Raw genomic sequence first — 16,152 nt, 5'->3', positions numbered from 1 at the left:
CGGCGGGGCCTTTGTACTTGCGCGAAGCGCGTCTGCCTGGACGGCTAGTCCTAGCTGCAACCGCTCGTACTTCCGCACTCCATGCAGCGGTAGCAGGAGCCGTTTCTGGTCATGATGCTCCCGCAGGTGCTGCAGCTTGGGGCGTCGCCCATGTCGTAGAGGTCCTTCATGGCGGAGGCTGCGTGGTAGAGGCTGCGGTCGGGGGTGGCGAGGATGCCTGTACCTGCGCCCTCGGCGGTGAGGCCGGAGTTGGCGGTCAGGTCGGGGGCGATTCCCTGCTGGGGTGGCGTGCGGTCGTTGCGCTCGAAGGCCTCGCCTAGCATGGTGTGCTGGGCGGGTTCGGTCGCTCCATAGGATTCACCGGTAGACGGTGAAGCAGGTCTCTCCGCTGCGGCGGCAAAAGCGCCGCCTCCGGTCGAGATGACAGAGTTGTTGGGGGTCGAGATGGCAGCGTCTGAGGAGGGCTTGAGGCCGGCGAAGAGGTCCAGCTGGGTGCCGCTGAGGAAGCGGAGCTGCATCCAGCGGAACAGGTAGTCCATGATCGACTTCGCGTAGCCGATCTGCTCGTTGCCCGTCCAGCCCGAGGGCTCGAAGCGGGTGTGGGCGAACTTCTCGCAGAGCAGCTTCAGCGGCACGCCGTGCTGGAGGCACATCGAGATCGCTGTGGCGAACGAGTCCATGAGGCCGGAGATCGTTGAGCCTTCCTTGGCCATGCGGATGAAGATCTCACCCGGGACGCCGTTGGGGTAGAGGCCGACCGTGACATAACCCTCGTGTCCGGAGAGCGAGAACTTATGCGTGATCGAGGCCCGCTCGGCCGGCAGGCGGTGACGCATCGCACGTGGCGGAGCCTGGGCGTCGAGGGCGTCCGCATTCTGCGTTGTAGAAAGCAGCAGCGCGGTGAGCTTGGCTTCGAGAGCGGCGACCTGCTGCTTCGCCGCGGCGGTCTCCAACTGCGAGGCAGCGAGGACAGCAGCGGAGATCGCGTCTTCGCTGACCTTGGTCGCATCGACTGCAGTGCCCTTCTTGTCGGCATCGGTCTGCGCGGAGACGTTGAGCGGCTGGGTGCCCTTGGAGCCGTCGCGGTAGATGGCTACGGCCTTGAGGCCGAGACGCCAGGACTCGGTGTAGGCGTCGGCGATGTCCTGCACCGAGCAGTCGTTGGGCAGGTTGACCGTCTTCGAGATGGCGCCGGAGAGGAAGGGCTGGGTGGCGGACATCATCTTGACGTGGCCGGTCCAGGCGATGGTGCGGGTTCCCTTGGCAGGCTTGAAGGAGCAGTCGAATACGGCGAGGTGCTCGGGCTTGAGGGACGGTGCGCCTTCGATGGTGCCGGTGGCGTCGATGTAGTTGACGATGCCTTCGACCTCGGACTCCTTGTAGCCGAGCTTGAAGAGCGCGCCGGGGACGGTGTTGTTGACGATCTTGATCATGCCGCCGCCGACCAGCTTCTTGTACTTGACCAGGGCGAGGTCGGGCTCGATGCCGGTGGTGTCGCAGTCCATCATGAAGCCGATGGTGCCGGTGGGCGCGAGCACGGTGACCTGCGAGTTGCGGTAGCCGTGCTTTTCGCCGAGCACGAGTGCGGTGTCCCAGGCGTTCTGCGAGGCGGCCTTGAGCTCGTCGAGCTGCGGAGCTACGAAGGGTTCCTTGGACGACTTGAGGTGCTTGTCCACGTTGTTCACTTCCGCGCGGTGCATGCGGATGACGTCGAGGAAGGGCTCGCGGTTGACGTAGAAGCCGGGGCAGGCTCCGCCCTGCACGCCAGTCTGCTGCGTGAGCGGTGTGGCTGCGCCGAGCGGCGGGCAGTCAGCGGCGATGCGTGCGGACTGGGCGTAGGCGTCGCCGCAGAGGATGGCGGTGAGGGTTGCCGCGTAGGCGCGACCGGCGTCGGAGTCGTAGGGCAGGCCGCGGTCCATTAATAAAGCCCCGAGGTTGGCGTAGCCCAAGCCGAGGGGGCGGTAGTCGTGCGAGTTCTTGGAGATCTGCTCGGTCGGGTAGCCGGCCGCGTCCACGATGATCTCCATCGCGGTGGTGACGACGGCGATGGCGTGGCGATAGCTTTCGACGTCAAACTGGCCGCCGGGCGTGAGGAACTTCATCAGGTTGAAGCTGGCCAGGTTGCAGGCGGAGTCGTCAAGGAACATGTACTCGCTGCAGGGATTGCTGGCGTTGATGCGCGCGGTGTTCTTGCTGGTATGCCAGCGGTTGATGGTGGAGTCGTACTGCATGCCGGGGTCGCCGCACTGCCAGGTGGCTTCGGCGAGCTGGTACATGAGGTCGCGGGCACGGTACTCCTTGACCGGCTCCTTGTCCTTGACGGTGCGGGTGGTGAAGGTACCGTCGTTTTCGACCGCATGCATGAACTCGTCGGTGACGCGGACGGAGTTATTGGCGTTCTGGAAGAAGATGCTGGCGAAGGCTTCGGAGTCGGGGCCGGAGCCGTCGTAGCCAGCCTGCATCAGGGTCCAGGCCTTGCGCTCTTCCTTGACCTTGCACTGGATGAACTCTTCGACGTCGGGATGGTCGACGTTGAGGATGACCATTTTTGCAGCCCGGCGGGTCTTGCCGCCGCTCTTGATGACGCCGGCGAAGGCATCGAAGCCGCGCATGAAGCTGAGCGGGCCGGAGGCTGTGCCGCCGCCGGAGAGTGTTTCCATGCTTCCGCGGATGGCGGACAGGTTGGAGCCTGCACCCGAACCCCACTTGAAGAGCATGCCCTCGGTCTTGGCGAGGGTCAGGATCGAGTCCAGAGAATCGTTGACCGAGTTGATGAAGCAGGCCGAGCACTGCGGGCGCGAGTAGCCGGTGACGGAGAAGGCAACCTCACCCTTGGTGGCGTCCCAGTGCCAGTTCTGCGCGTCGGAGTTGGGCTCGAGGCGGTCGCAGCCGACGTTGAACCAGACGGGCGAGTTAAACGCCGCTTTCTGGTTGAGCAGCAGGTGGGCAAGCTCAGCGAAGAAGACTTCGGCGTCCTCAGGCGAGGCGAAGTAGCCGTCGCGGAGGCCCCAGTCGCGGATGCTCTCGGCGACGCGGGAGATGAGTTGGCGGACACCGGTCTCACGGGCAGGTGTGCCTACCTGGCCGTGCAGGTACTTGCTGGCGACGATGTTGGTGGCCGTCATCGACCAGTCGTTAGGCACCTCGACGTTCTTCTGCTCGAAGATGACCTTGCCCTTGTAGTCCTGAATAACGGCGTCGCGGAGCTCCCAGGTGAGCTCGTCGAAGGGAGAGACGTTGGGCTTCGTGAAATGTCGAGCGAACTTAAGGCCATGGGCGTTCTCCAGACCGCGTGCGCTGGAATTGTTGGTGGTTACGGCTGCGGTTTGGGTGCCATTGTGAGCGGCGGTGGCGGTGGTGATTGTCTTGGCCATGTTCGATCGAACCTTTCGGGTGAAACTGAAGCTGATTCCTGTAAAAACTAGGGGGCACCGCTAAATCCGGTGACGGGACTTATCGGTCTTTATGAGCCCTCCGTTGACGATGCTGTCCCGACACGTTCAGGGTGCTTAAACAAAACGCACTGCCATAGCCTGATTGCAGGCCATGGGCCTGCCAACCAGGGTCGATGGTTCCTTGTTAGCGGTGTGGCCGGGGCTACGGGCGCTTCACCAGGAACTACGGGTGAGGTTGAAAGTATCGCCCCATGCGGTACGAGTCAAGTATAAAACAACTATATCTAGTGGTGACGAAGTAGATACTCCCCGGACGCGACGATTTACGAGGACGACCTCGGTTTTTCTGGGGTTTTCTTGTGGAAAGCTCCGGCAGTAGGCGTCAGTTGCGGGTTTTTGTAACCCGCCATTCACGCAGCTTTCACAGAGTAGCGCCGCAGGGGGTCGAGAGCAAGGTGCAAGAGTTGTGCAATTGCGTTTTTTACCGGGTGGAAATGTGGAAGACAGGGATTAGGGTTCGTGGCGGCTAGAGTTCCTGATCTCAATCGAGATTTGCTTTGTAGTAGTGGTCGAGAGCCACGGCGGGGATGTCGAGTTCGAGGCGGAAGTTGTCGGCGGGGTGATAGGTCTGGAAGGTGAGCTGGGTGCCGGGGCAGACGTTTCCGCCCAGCTGAAGCGGTTCCTCAACGACGGTTTCGATTCCGGCGGCAGGGATAACGCGCATGACCGCCATGCCGGGATGGGTGGGAGCAGAGCTGTTACAGAATTGTGCGGTGACGGATCCATTGACTCTTGTTGGGAGAGGGCTTTGGAAGGCATAGCGGCAGAGGGGGGTCCCGAGGGGCCGATCGGTGAGTAAGAGGCAACTGCCGCCAGGAACGCTAAAGTGGTTCGCCACCGTGACGATCTGGGGAGTGTCGGGGAGCAGGCGCTGGGCTACAAGGGAGAGGTGTATGTGTGCCTCCGTTGCATGGATGCGCTTGAAGGCGTCCGCCGGGAGGGACAGGAATAAGCCTCTGTCTGCGACGGTCACGGGTCGCCACGGTGAGGTGTAGTGATAGCCGGGCACATCAAGGGTGAACGAGGCGTTCGCTTCGTGTAAGCGGGCGGAGGGATCGAAGCCTTCGAGATGGACGGGGAGAAGGAAGGAGAGAAAGCCTCCATTGGCCGTCTCCATACCCTCCTGCCCCTGGTAGACGCGCGGACTGGCATCAAAAGTGAGGCGCTCTGCCGTATTCGTGGAGACCGGATAGTGGTAGCGGATGAGGGCATTGACCGGGCCGGCAAAATACTGCATACGAAAACAGCAGTGGAATACAAAAAATAAAAAGGCTGTGGCGACGAGCGCGATGCGGGCCCGTGACGTGTTACGGGTGGCGTATTGATAGAGCAGAATGCCGATGAGTAGTCCTCCGAAGAGGATGGCGAACGTTCCATCGACGAACGGGGGCGTCATGCGCGAGCCAGCCTCGCTGCCAACAGCCGCCAAGACACCAATTAACACAACTACAAAGGCAGCCACCAACAACCCCGCGCCGCCGACTGTGGATGTAACGGCAGCAGCCATGAAAGGCAGTAGGGGGATCAGGGCCAAGGAAACGAGCCTCGACAACAGACTCGGGATCGAGGCCAGGGGGTTTAAGCCGGCCTGGAGAAGCAGAGACCATTGCATGGCGACGACGGGCAGAACGAGGCAGACCACGACGAAGAGCAGCTTCGCACTCAGCAGAGAAGTCCATGCATAGGGACGCGTAACCCAGAACTGCCGATCGCCAACCAGGGACTCGTCATGGATGAGGCGAGCGATGATCATCAGCATCGCGATCGGAATGAGACCTTTCAACAAAAGTGAGAACATCCCAAGCATCGTGCCGTGGAGCGCAGCCCCCTCCCAGGTTTGCGGAGCAACCAGACTTAAAATGACCAGCAGACCTATATAGTTGGTGAGCTCCGGCCTGAGATGGAGAATGTCTTTGCGGAAGATGTGCAAGGACTGATTCATGCGCGGCTCCGATCTTGCCTATGGCTGGATTTCACGAGAGCGAGAAAGATGGTGCGGAGAGTCATAGGCTCCGCTTGAATGCTGATCGCATTCGGAAGCACCGCGTAAATCTGCTCTTCCAGGAAATTGGTTTGCGCGTTGCTATGGATGAAGCGGAGGAGCGACGGAGTGGACTCGGGGAGAAGCCAGCTTGCAGGGAGATTCAAGGGAGCCGGAGAAGTGCCCGAGGGTGAGAGCGAGACCGTCACTTCACGGAAGCGGGCGGTGAGGGTGTCCAGAGGCTCGGTAAAGAGCAATCTGCCCTGATGCAGGAAGATGACGTGCGAGGCGAACGATTCGATCTCACCGAGATCGTGCGAAGAGATCAGGACGGTGGTGCCAAGGGGATCGCTGTTGTCGTTGATGCGGTCGAGCAGGGTTTCGATGAGCTGGTCGCGAACGAGAGGGTCGAGGCCGGAGAAAGGCTCGTCCATGACGATGAGCTGAGGACGGAAGGCAAGGATGCTGGCGAGAGCCGCCTTCATGCGCATGCCGCGGGAGAGATGCTTGAGCTTCCGGTCGGGCGGGAGATCGAGATCGGCGAGGAGATTCTTGTCATTCCAGGTGGGATAGAAGGGACCGAGGTAATCCATGAAGCCCTGCACCGTCATCCATTCGGGCATCTCCTGGTTCTCCGACACGTAACCGATGCGCGTGAACGAAGCACCGGTAAGCGCAGAGGCGGACTCACCGAGGACGGTTGCGCTGCCGCTCGTCGGCGGGAGGATGTTCAACAGCAGCTTGATGAGCGTGGTCTTGCCGGCGCCGTTGTGCCCAACAAGGGCGCAGACACTGCCCCTCGGCACGCTGAGGGAGATGGGATACAGTACCTGGGTCTTGCCGTAGGTCTTGGCGAGGGCCGTGGTTTCAATGGCAGAGGCTACGGTCATGACTTGGTGTCTCCTGTGATGAGCTGGAGTTCGGGAGTGGATTCTGGCGCGCGTTGGGAGAGGCGATCCCAATGGTTGGAGATAGCTTCGAGAATGTCTTCGCGGCGCAAGCCGAGGTGTTTGGCTTCGACTACCAGCGGCTCGACCTGCCGCTCCAGCAACTCACGGCGGGCGCGCAGAGTGGAGCTCTGCGGAGAAGCGACCACGGTGCCGACTCCGGGATGCGATTCCAGAAGGCCTTCGGCGAGCAACGCGGCGATGACCTTGTGCGCGGTGTTGGGGTTGATATGCTGTTCGCGGCTGAGGACTCGCACCGAAGGAAAGGGGTCTCCCGCGCAGAGCTGGCCGGAGACGATCGCACGCTTGGCTGCGTAGACGATCTGCTCGAAGACAGGAATGCCGGGCCGAAGTTGGATGTGGAAGGGCGTCACAGCTGTACTATTACAGATAGTACAGCTGGAGGACAAGAGAAATTTGCAACGTATGAATCAGAGTTCAACGCGCTGAAGGAGTTTCCAGGAGCCGTACAGCAGGACACCAGCGAGGGCGAAGTGGAGCATGATGCCGAGGTTCGACGGTAGATAGCTGAGGCTGCTGCCGGGCGGAGACCAAAGCAGGATCGCCATAGAAACGCTGCGGCTGACGATATGCCAAGCTGGAGTTACGATCACCATGAACACCAGGAACTGGAGAGAGCCTAGCACTCGCAGGCGCGGGCTAGGGTTGAGCAGAAGCCAGCGCTGCGCGGCAAAGAAGGCGTAGAAGCTCAGCTCAACGGAGAAGGCGGCGAGATAGCGGCGTCCCATGTTCAGGGCCAGCAGAAGCGCAAGGAATGATGGATGCGGGCCAAGATGGGAGGCCGACGGAACTATCTGGGCCAGAGCCGCGAGGTATCCGAGCGAAGGTGCGTGCACCATCTTCAACCAGCCGAGCAGAACGAGCCATCCTAGCGCGGGGAGAATCGCGAGTGCGCAGGCGACGACCAGGAGCGGCTGAAGGATAAGAGATCGGCGCGGCTGCGGGCGTGTCAGGAGGAAGAGAACATTCCCTTGAAGTCCGGGGGTTCTGGCCCCTGCAGCTCCAACAGACATGCCAAGAATGATGGAAAGAAAAAGAGAGGTGACGTTGAAAGACCCGACAAGCATGCCAGCGTTGCGAGGGTAAAGGGGACAGCCGCAAACATGGTGCCAGAGAACGCCGATATGGGTGAGGCTATCGGCAGATGTAATAAAGAGCACGAGGATAGCGCACAACACAGAGGCTATCGCGGCGACGATGAGGCGTTTGCGGTAGATCAGGAGATACGAACGGAGGAGCATGGACAATCCCCATACAGGTGGTTGCTTCGTGACGGAAGCCGCTTCGGGCAGGATCGTGGGCACGCGCGGCGCGATCAGGTTTCGAGACGTGTGGCCTGGAACTGTGCGAGGCAAAGGAACGCGATCGAGAGAAGGAGCGGAATAAGCGCGAAGGCATAGGGCGGTGGCGAACCGGGACTCGCATACAAGAACAAAGTTCGTGCCAAACGGGGTGAGGTTAAGCCCCCAATCATGACGGATGCTTCGAAGAAAAGCACGAGACACCAGACAAACATTATGGTGATGAGCTTGATGCGCTGAAAATGGCCACGCAATGTGATCAGTACTGCAACGATGCTGAAGATAAGTAGCGTAGTGGTAATCCCGGAGAGAAACAGGCGAAGCGGCGAGGTTTGGAGAGAGGCAACGAGGTGCATCGCCTGAATATGTCCGTGGCTACCGAGAAACACCATCTTCGTGCCAGCGTGTTGGACTGAGGTAGAGAGGATTACAGGGGCAAAGTTGGAATGCGCGATGTGTTGGACTGGAGGAGCCAGGGCTACGGGAACAGAGTTGGAATTCTCGAAGAGATGCTTCCATACCGGGCCGTAAAGGGCTAACAGCAAAAGGAAAGAGCAAGCTGCAGCAATAATGAGAGCGGCGAGAAGCGAGGCCAGTGCAGGACCGATCCTGGCCCAGAACAGGAAGCGGAGGGTCAGTGGACGTGTGCGAATAAAACTTGCCGAGGAGATCGATACCAAGTTTGAAAGCGCTATAAATGACGTGACGAGAGCGATGATACCGCAGACACCACCGACCGTCGCGAAATCGGAAAGATAGCTGAACCACACACGCTGTGGGAGACTTTGATCTATTCCGTAGCGGTCTACAGATTGGGGAAGCAGGCCGCAACTTAGAAGAACGAAGAAGATCCATGCAGCATAAAGCCCTCCGAAGCGAGCGGTTGCACGCTGCGCGCGGAGGTAAACGCGCTGAGCCTGATTGAAGCGACGGAGGAAGATGCCGGGCGGTGGTTCGGATGCGGGCTCAAAGGGCGGTGGTGGAACATCACCTTCCAGTTCCTGCTGACGGTTCTTGCGCCGGACTTTCAGATTGCTGACGATTATGAAGATAAAGATCGGAGCGAAGATTGCGAACACGAGGATGAGCTGAGACGAGAAACTCATACGAGCACCTCATCCCTGCTCTCGGCAGTGCGGCAGAGTTCGAGGAAGATCTCGTTGAGCGAGAGCGGCGAGGAGTCGACGATGGTTGCGCCGTTGCGAATGAGATCCTCGGTAAAAGCTTCAGGGTCGCGCTGGATGACATATTGCGTGGCGTGGGTTTCTCGCTTCGTGCTGAGAATCGATGGGCTACTGGTGGGCAGGGCCGATCCAGTGACGGTGAGGCGGCGGAAGTTGGCGCGGATGTCGTCGAGTGGGCCTTCGAGGAGGATTTTTCCGCGGTCCATGATGCCGATGTGATCGGCAATCTGTTCGATCTCGGCTAGCTGATGACTGGAGAGGAAGATGGTGCGGCCTTCGGCGGTGCAGTCTTCTACGAGCAGCCGGAGCAAGGCGTCGAGCGCGACTGGATCGAGGCCGGTGGTGGGTTCGTCGAGGATGAGCAGGCGCGAGCGCTGGGCAATGGCGCAGGCGAGAATGGCCTTAGTTTTATTGCCGAGTGAGAGCTTTATGGAGGGCGTGTCGAGTGGAAGCTCGAGACGCCTGACGACCTTACGGGCAAGGTCGTCGGACCAGGTATCGGGATAGAAGCTGCGGTTGAGTTCGAGCAGCTTGCGCGCTGTGCCACCTGCGGACGCCTTGCCTTCCGGCACATAGCCCACCTGCTGGAGCACGGTGACTCGCTCGGGATCTTTTGCCGGGTTGAGGCCGAAGACCTCGATGCTGCCCGAGGTAGGCCGGGCAAGGCCCATCGCCATGCGGATGGTGGTGGTCTTGCCGGCGCTGTTGCGGCCGAGCAGGCCGTAGATGGAGCCTTCGGGCACGTTGAGCGAAAGACCGTCGACAGCACGAATCTGCTTGCGGCCGAGACCGTAGGTTTTGACGAGGGAGTGGGTCTGCAGGGCGAAGGTTGTCATTGGTCTCCTTTTGTGTCGTCGGAAGTATGGGTGCGACGGGACTTCTCGAGTTCGTGGAGCGCGGACTCGAGAAGCTTATGGAGGTCGGCGGGAGCGAAACGCAACTGAGAAGCTTCGACAGCAAGCTGCGTCGCGAGAGGGCGCAGGCGACGAAGCTTTTCGGCCTTCAATAAGCCTGGGCCAAGAGCGGCGAGGTTTGCGACGAAGGTCCCGCCGCCAGGTACGGTACGAATGACCCCTTCGCGCTCGAGGTTCTGAAAGGCCCGGGCTACGGTGTTGGGGTTGATGCGAAGGTCGGCGGCGGTGCGGCGCGTGGAAGGCAGCGGGTCGCCAGCGCAGAGAACTCCTGAGGCGATGGCGTGCTTGATCTGCTGCTCGAGCTGCAGGTAGACAGGGACACCAGAACTCGCGGAGATGCGCAGCGACAGCATTACTGTACTAATACAACAGTACGGTAACCCTGGCAATCGATTTTTCACGCCGGGAGGTCACAGGCCGATTGTGTATAGAACGGTTCGCCGTTCGCATAAGGCTTCCTTCGACAGTTCCCCCCATTTGCCGACTCCGTTATGGCAGCAAAACACGGCAGGGACGAAATTAATCGACCAAGGGACAAACTTCTGTAACTCTTGGGTTGGAGACGCATCCAACTCAAGAAAGGCAACAAGTGTTGTATAAATACCAAGTGTCGCCTAATTACAGGGAGAGATAGAGATTATGAAGAGTTTTGGAGTGATGGGTTTGACCGCAGCAATCGTGCTGGCGGTGAGTGCGGGTTCGATGAGCGCGCAGACGACGTGGAAGATCGATGCGGCGCACTCGGAAGCCGATTTCGCGATTAAGCATATGGCCATCAGCACAGTGCATGGCTCGTTCCGCGGAGTTGCGGGAACGGTAGTACTGGATGAGAAGAACCTGACGAAGTCGAGCGTAGAGGCCACCATCGATATTGCGACCGTGGATACCGGCGTGGCGCAGCGCGACGGCCACCTGAAGAGCCCGGACTTCTTCGACGTAGCGAAGTTCCCCGCCATGACCTTCAAGAGCACGGGTGTCACCAAGGCCGGCGACCACTATGACGTTGCAGGGTTATTGACGCTCCATGGCGTGACCAAGCCGGTCGTGCTGGCGCTTGAGACGCCGGGAGCAGCTCAGAGTATGGATGGCAAGAGCTTGCACCATGGATTTACCGCGACCACGACCATCAACCGTCAAGACTTCGGCCTGACGTGGAACGGCACGCTGAAGAGTGGTGACAGTGTGTTGGGGAACGACGTGAAGATCGAACTGGATATTGAAGCTGTGCAGCAGTAAGAGATATTCAACTCAAGAGGGCAGATGCTTCGGCATCTGCCCTTTCTGTTTCAGGCGGCATGAGGGGTGGCGACGGCATCGTATGAGGCAGGCCTTTGGCCGGGAGGTTCGTTATGGGCACTGCTGATGAGACGAAAGAACAGCTGGGAGGAAAGACTCTGCAGGGCGATGGCGGAGACATGAAGGCGCAACAGTCGGGGCCTCGTGGGGATAACCCAGCCACCTCTGGATCCAAGGAGACACAAGTGACCTCGAAGACTCCTGAGAGTGCGGAGGGAGAGATCAATCCTTCGGCGCCGGGAGAGACTGGAACGACTCCGGGGACGAATGGGAAGAGATAGTTTGAAAACCGAGCTATTGGTTTCGGAGTAGCAAGGCCTTTTGCCTATGCCGACGAAAAGCTCAACTAATGCTGGTCACAGTTCCGCGGCCTAAGGCCGCTGCTACTCCCAAAAGCAACAGAAAAAACAACTGCAACGAAACGACTGCAAAGAAGGAGCGACTGCAAAACAGTTAGCCGCCTTTGGACTGGTTCTTATAGACCTATAACGCAAAGAGAAACCCCTCTTCATCGCACCATAAAGCTGTGCCATGAAGAGGGGTTTCCTGCTGGCCGGGTTAGTTATGCCTGGGCGAGAATCCGAAGATCACCGAGAACATAACGCTGCGACCGGGCAAGATGCTGACGGCATCCTGTCCATTGATAGGTGTGGGCCCAGCGGTGTTGAGCTGGTCGGGATAGGTAGTTCCATTCGCCACGAGGTTTGCTGCGGGAACTGCCTTACCGGCATACGAAATACCCGTGACATTGTGCTCGTCGAAGAGGTTATTGAAGCTCACGCGAAGCTTAGTCTGATCAAAGCGGCCGCCTGTGCGAAGGGTGTAGTTGATGAAAGCGTTGGTCAGGCTGAAAGGATCAACCGTTCCCTGATTGTGATAGGCGCCGTTGTCCAAATAAAAGGTGCCCACACGCTTGTTGAAGAGACCGAGGTCCCAAGCTTTGCGCTGATAGGTGAGAGCTTCCGTCTCAGTATCGGAGGACGTCTGCTGCACCCAGAACGTGTGGTTGGGGACGGGTTGGATTAGCTGCGGGGTTGAGCTACTGCAGGCGGGCGCTTTGCCGTTGCAGAGGTCGTACTCGTTGCCGGTGTAGTAGGCCCTGGCAACAGTGGCATTGAGATAGAGGCTGATGCCGTTGAAGAGATAGATATTGCTCTCAGCCTCAAAGCCCTTGGTAATGGAGGGAGGTTGAAGGAAGTAGACCTCGGCGTTGGCGTCGTCCTGATCGCTGCCGGAAGAGTAACTGTTGTCAAAGCGGACATGGTAGAAGTCCGCATCGAAGGTAGCACGCTTCAGCTTGAGGACCGTGCCGGTCTGGTAGGTGGTGGACTTCTGCTGCTTGGGCAGCGTCTCGACGGGGATAAAAGCAGCGCCGGGAACGGTCGATTGGGCATAGTCGAAGGTACTGCTGGGCGGAACGATGCTGCCTGTAGCGACCTGACCATAGACAGACCAGTTATTCAGGATGCGGAAGTTTCCGTCGAGCGCGGGGAGCGTCTTGTAATAGTTTCCGCCGTTGATGATGAAGGCGTTTGGATTGCCGGTGCCGGGCGTGCCGGGTGTGGGCCCAGTACCGAGGTTGCCGATCGTCTTGCCGTCATCGGCATACTGCTTGGTGGAGACGGTGTAGTAAGAGAATTTGGTGCCGGCAGTGATATCGAGACGTTTGGTAACGTGGAACTCATACTCGACATAGGGCTGATAGGAGTTGGTCACGAACTTCTCGTTGAAGTTAGAGAGCGCCTGATCGGACCAGTTGTTGAGCGGATCGGAGGGAAACTGGTGGCGGTTGGTGTTAGCCCACTCGTACCAGGCGCCAGCGCGGAAGATGCCGAACTTCGAAGTCTGACTCACCTGCCCAACTTCGCCGTACTTGCGATAGCTGTTGTACTTGTCGACGCCGCAGGGCAGTTTGCCTTTGACCTGCACGTTGCAGGGCGCGACGGCGATTCCGTACCAGGTCTTCGAATTTGGGTTGCCGTTGTAAGCAACTGTGGTGGACTCCGTAATCGGCGTGACGTTGGTGTACTTCTCAGAGTTGTCGTAGTCGTAGGTGTAGGGCTTGAAGTCGAGCACAATACTGTGGCCGAAGGTCTTGTTCACATCGACGTATTCGAAGTCGGTGGGCACATGGTAGTAGTTGTACTTGTAGTCGAGGTAGTCCACAGGGTCGGAGTTATTGGCGTTGAGGAACTTGATGCCCGCACCGGTGTAAGGGAGTAGCGTCGGATCGCTGGTCGAGGCCGAGCAACTATAAGTATTGGTTGTCGAGACACCGTACATCTGGCAGCGTGTGGCACTGAAGTTCGGGGTATTGGCATCGAGCCAGATCACGCCGGAAAAACCGGTGATGACCATGCTGTCGGAAGGCCGGTACTGCACCTGGATGGCTCCGGCGTTGCGGGTCTGATAGTTGAAGGTCTCATAGCCATCCGATTGCAGATGATGGACGTCAACCATCACATTGAACTTGTGGCCAGGACCAAATTGTCCGCTGTCATACTCCCCGTCATAGAGAAAGGTGTGGAAAGAGCCGCCGGAGAAAGAGCCGCGAATATTCTGAATGGGATCAAACGGCTTGGAGAGCAGGTGGATGGAGCCGCCGAAGGGCGTGGGCCCGATGGTGGAGGCTGTGCCGGGGCTGCGATCGAAGTCGATGCCGCCGAGCCACTGCGATGGAAAGAACGCCCAGGAGTGGTGGGTAGGGGTGTTGGTGTCGTAAAACGGAATGCCATCGAAGTCGATGTCGTAGAAACCATCGGGAAAGCCGCGGAAGTAGGTCTTCGACTGACCAAGGCCGACACCGTTGCCGTTGGTGGTGAAGGTACCGGGAGCCATCTCAACAGCCTCGCCAAAGTCGGCGACCGGCGACATGAAGTTCTGGATCGTGGCTTCGGTGATCTCAGTGCGGGCGGAGTGCTCGTCGAGCTTTGCATCCATAGGAGCAAGCGCAGCGGCGATGGAGCCGGTGGAGTCGGCGTCGACCGTGACCTCGGCGGTTGCAGATCCTATTTGAAGCGTGAGATCAACATCGTCTGCGTGGTCAGCGGTAACCTGTACTGCCTTGCGCGACACAAGCGCAAAGCCCGGAGCGGAGGCCGAGACCGTGTAGCTGCCAACATGCAGACCGGGGACGGAGAAATGACCCAGCGCGTCGGCGGTAACGGTTGAGCTGTGACCGGTGGTCTCGTTGCGGACGATGACCGTCGCGTTGGCGATCAGACCTCCTTTGGTGTCGGAGATGATTCCCTGCAGGGTCGCGCTGGTGGTCTGGGCGATGGCCGGAGTGAGCATCAGTACAGCGGCGAGCACGAACAGACAGGCGGTAACGGCGATCCGCAGAACTCGACTACGGAATTTGTTCGGCGTACTGGCTTCAAAATTGGCTTCAAAAACTTTCACGTGTTTTTCCTTCCACGGTTTATGGGTAAGTCAATTGGGACCCGGTTGGCGTTACGGCGGGCAACGGTGGGTACGGGATACGCTCGTTTCCTATGCGGGAATGCTGGAGACCGGAAGATGCACACAGCTCTGCCTGCATTCATGTCCGCAGACACGAATCTCTCCGAACCAACTAGCCTTGTTTCACTATTGAGAGTGAGTCCGCCGCGTGAATGACGCGTTAAGGGATCATGAATCTGCGTTGAATACGAGCCGCATGTCGCTGAAAATAAACAGTTTTCTCTTAAGAAAAACTTAAGGTTCGCTACCTATAATGCGATGAGCTTTGGAAGATTTTGAGGCCGTAGCGGACAGACCTGTAGCTTGCCTATGTAATATCACCTGCGCGGATAAACTGCAGGTCTCTCCACTCCGCATGACGATAAAACCATCATGCTACGGTCGAGATGACAGTTCTGTGGTGGTTCATCCTTACAGCACACTATTCGTGAAAATGCTCTAAGGCACTAGCAGGATCTTCCCTGTTGTTTTACGGCCCTCAAGATCGCGATGAGCCTGTGCGGCCTCAGCCAACGGATAGGTATGTTCCAACCGCAGCTTCAGCGTTCCCTTGGCGATTCCCTGAAGCACATCCGTTGCGCGAGTCTCCAACTCTGCACGGCTTGCCGTGTAAGCCGGCAGGGTTGGACGAGTCACGAACAGTGAACCCAACGATGCCAGCTTCATGACGTCGAACGGCGGCACTGCCCCGCTTGAACCGCCATAGAGCACCATCATCCCACGGGGACGCAATACCGAAAGCGACTGATCGAACGTGGTCTTCCCCACCGAGTCATAGACCGCGTGCAGACCCGCGCTCTGTTTCCGAACCTCCACCGCAAAGTCATCCGTCTGGTAGTTGATCACTACATCCGCGCCAGCTTCCCGCGACAGAGCAGCTTTTTCCTCCGTGGAGACCGTCGTGAAGACCCTCGCCCCCAACGACTTCGCCATCTGCGTCAACAGCAATCCAACGCCGCCTGCACCCGCGTGGATCAAGACCTCGTCGCCCTTACGAATCGGATAGGTTGCGTGGCTAAGATAATGCGCCGTCATCCCCTGCAGCATGGCTGCGGCAGCCTGTTCACTGCTGATCCCCGCCGGTATCGCAACGAGCCGATCCGCAGGAGCGACAGCGTACTCCGCATAGGTTCCGAGCACGCTGCACCAGGCCACACGATCCCCTGCCTTGACCGTTGTCACGCCATCGCCCACCTCGACGACAGTACCTGCGGCTTCCTGCCCTGGAATCAGCGGGAGCTGTGCCGGGTAGCGGCCCTCTCGAACATAGACGTCAATGAAATTTACGCCTGATGCTTCGATTCGAACCAATGCCTGCCCTGGACCGGGAACGGGCTTTGCTACATCACGAAGTACAAGGACATCCGGGCCGCCTGTTGCGGTAATCTCAATCGCTTTAACGCTCATACGCCTCCAACTATATAAGAACCGGGGAGGCGATCAGCTCGGTGCCGGATGAGCGTATCCGATCAATGCCCCAGACAATAGCTCTCGTATCGGGGTGTTCCGCAGCCAATGATTTATACGCTACTTTTTCCATAGAAAGCAGCAGGGGGCGACCTCCTCCGAGGCGCAGGGACAGGAGAACTGC

Annotated in this window: 12 protein-coding genes; 2 read left to right on the top strand and 10 right to left on the bottom strand. The window is 58.9% G+C overall.

Annotated elements, in window-relative coordinates:
• Window positions 1-50: 50 nt before the first annotated feature.
• From GSQ91_RS10745 to GSQ91_RS10710, 8 genes are all read right to left on the bottom strand, one after another.
• On the bottom strand, window positions 51-3,374 hold the full coding sequence (locus GSQ91_RS10745; RefSeq protein WP_158821552.1) for a vitamin B12-dependent ribonucleotide reductase: 3,324 nt from the start codon (window positions 3,372-3,374) through the stop codon (window positions 51-53).
• Window positions 3,375-3,936: 562 nt separating this feature from the next.
• The gene (locus tag GSQ91_RS10740; protein WP_158821551.1) at window positions 3,937-5,397 is read right to left on the bottom strand and encodes a hypothetical protein; all 1,461 of its coding nucleotides are present in this window, start codon (window positions 5,395-5,397) and stop codon (window positions 3,937-3,939) included.
• Window positions 5,394-6,326, bottom strand: coding sequence for an ABC transporter ATP-binding protein (locus GSQ91_RS10735; RefSeq protein WP_158821550.1), 933 nt, complete (start codon window positions 6,324-6,326; stop codon window positions 5,394-5,396). Before GSQ91_RS10735 ends, GSQ91_RS10740 begins: the two co-directional genes overlap by 4 nt.
• The gene (locus GSQ91_RS10730) at window positions 6,323-6,757 is read right to left on the bottom strand and encodes a GntR family transcriptional regulator (protein ID WP_158821549.1); all 435 of its coding nucleotides are present in this window, start codon (window positions 6,755-6,757) and stop codon (window positions 6,323-6,325) included. Before GSQ91_RS10730 ends, GSQ91_RS10735 begins: the two co-directional genes overlap by 4 nt.
• A gap of 57 nt (window positions 6,758-6,814) precedes the next feature.
• Complete coding sequence (locus GSQ91_RS10725; protein ID WP_158821548.1) at window positions 6,815-7,645, bottom strand: hypothetical protein; 831 nt, start codon at window positions 7,643-7,645, stop codon at window positions 6,815-6,817.
• A gap of 74 nt (window positions 7,646-7,719) precedes the next feature.
• Window positions 7,720-8,811 carry a hypothetical protein gene (locus tag GSQ91_RS10720; RefSeq protein ID WP_158821547.1) on the bottom strand — a complete coding sequence of 364 codons (1,092 nt, stop codon included), beginning with the start codon at window positions 8,809-8,811 and terminating at the stop codon, window positions 7,720-7,722.
• On the bottom strand, window positions 8,808-9,725 hold the full coding sequence (locus GSQ91_RS10715) for an ABC transporter ATP-binding protein (RefSeq protein WP_158821546.1): 918 nt from the start codon (window positions 9,723-9,725) through the stop codon (window positions 8,808-8,810). Before GSQ91_RS10715 ends, GSQ91_RS10720 begins: the two co-directional genes overlap by 4 nt.
• A complete protein-coding gene (locus GSQ91_RS10710) occupies window positions 9,722-10,156 on the bottom strand; it encodes a GntR family transcriptional regulator (protein ID WP_158821545.1) in 435 nt (144 codons plus the stop codon). The genes GSQ91_RS10715 and GSQ91_RS10710 overlap by 4 nt, the downstream gene beginning before the upstream one ends.
• A gap of 286 nt (window positions 10,157-10,442) precedes the next feature.
• On the opposite strand from GSQ91_RS10710, the gene GSQ91_RS10705 reads away from it, so the two are divergent.
• A complete protein-coding gene (locus GSQ91_RS10705) occupies window positions 10,443-11,039 on the top strand; it encodes a YceI family protein (RefSeq protein WP_158821544.1) in 597 nt (198 codons plus the stop codon).
• Between the two features lie 113 nt (window positions 11,040-11,152).
• The gene (locus GSQ91_RS10700) at window positions 11,153-11,380 is read left to right on the top strand and encodes a hypothetical protein (protein WP_158821543.1); all 228 of its coding nucleotides are present in this window, start codon (window positions 11,153-11,155) and stop codon (window positions 11,378-11,380) included.
• A gap of 277 nt (window positions 11,381-11,657) precedes the next feature.
• Here GSQ91_RS10700 and GSQ91_RS10695 read toward each other — a convergent pair whose 3' ends face one another.
• Window positions 11,658-14,501, bottom strand: coding sequence for a TonB-dependent receptor (locus GSQ91_RS10695; RefSeq protein WP_254064496.1), 2,844 nt, complete (start codon window positions 14,499-14,501; stop codon window positions 11,658-11,660).
• A 498-nt stretch (window positions 14,502-14,999) separates the two neighbouring features.
• Entirely contained in the window at window positions 15,000-15,968 is a 969-nt protein-coding gene (locus GSQ91_RS10690) for a quinone oxidoreductase (RefSeq protein ID WP_158821542.1), read from the bottom strand.
• Window positions 15,969-16,152 lie beyond the last annotated feature (184 nt).

Source organism: Granulicella sp. S156 (assembly GCF_009766105.1).
GTDB lineage: Bacteria > Acidobacteriota > Terriglobia > Terriglobales > Acidobacteriaceae > Granulicella.
The sequence above is the reverse complement of the archived record's forward strand: the minus strand, read 5'-3'. Positions and strand labels throughout refer to the sequence as shown.

Bases quoted from the DNA above. Each gene is read 5' to 3' on its own strand.
- GSQ91_RS10735 (WP_158821550.1), bottom strand. From the start codon at position 6,326: ATGACCGTAGCCTCTGCCATTGAAACCACGGCCCTCGCCAAGACCTAC.
- GSQ91_RS10710 (WP_158821545.1), bottom strand. From the start codon at position 10,156: ATGCTGTCGCTGCGCATCTCCGCGAGTTCTGGTGTCCCTGTCTACCTG.
- GSQ91_RS10745 (WP_158821552.1), bottom strand. From the start codon at position 3,374: ATGGCCAAGACAATCACCACCGCCACCGCCGCTCACAATGGCACCCAA.
- GSQ91_RS10705 (WP_158821544.1), top strand. From the start codon at position 10,443: ATGAAGAGTTTTGGAGTGATGGGTTTGACCGCAGCAATCGTGCTGGCG.
- GSQ91_RS10700 (WP_158821543.1), top strand. From the start codon at position 11,153: ATGGGCACTGCTGATGAGACGAAAGAACAGCTGGGAGGAAAGACTCTG.
- GSQ91_RS10740 (WP_158821551.1), bottom strand. From the start codon at position 5,397: ATGAATCAGTCCTTGCACATCTTCCGCAAAGACATTCTCCATCTCAGG.
- GSQ91_RS10690 (WP_158821542.1), bottom strand. From the start codon at position 15,968: ATGAGCGTTAAAGCGATTGAGATTACCGCAACAGGCGGCCCGGATGTC.
- GSQ91_RS10720 (WP_158821547.1), bottom strand. From the start codon at position 8,811: ATGAGTTTCTCGTCTCAGCTCATCCTCGTGTTCGCAATCTTCGCTCCG.
- GSQ91_RS10725 (WP_158821548.1), bottom strand. From the start codon at position 7,645: ATGCTCCTCCGTTCGTATCTCCTGATCTACCGCAAACGCCTCATCGTC.
- GSQ91_RS10715 (WP_158821546.1), bottom strand. From the start codon at position 9,725: ATGACAACCTTCGCCCTGCAGACCCACTCCCTCGTCAAAACCTACGGT.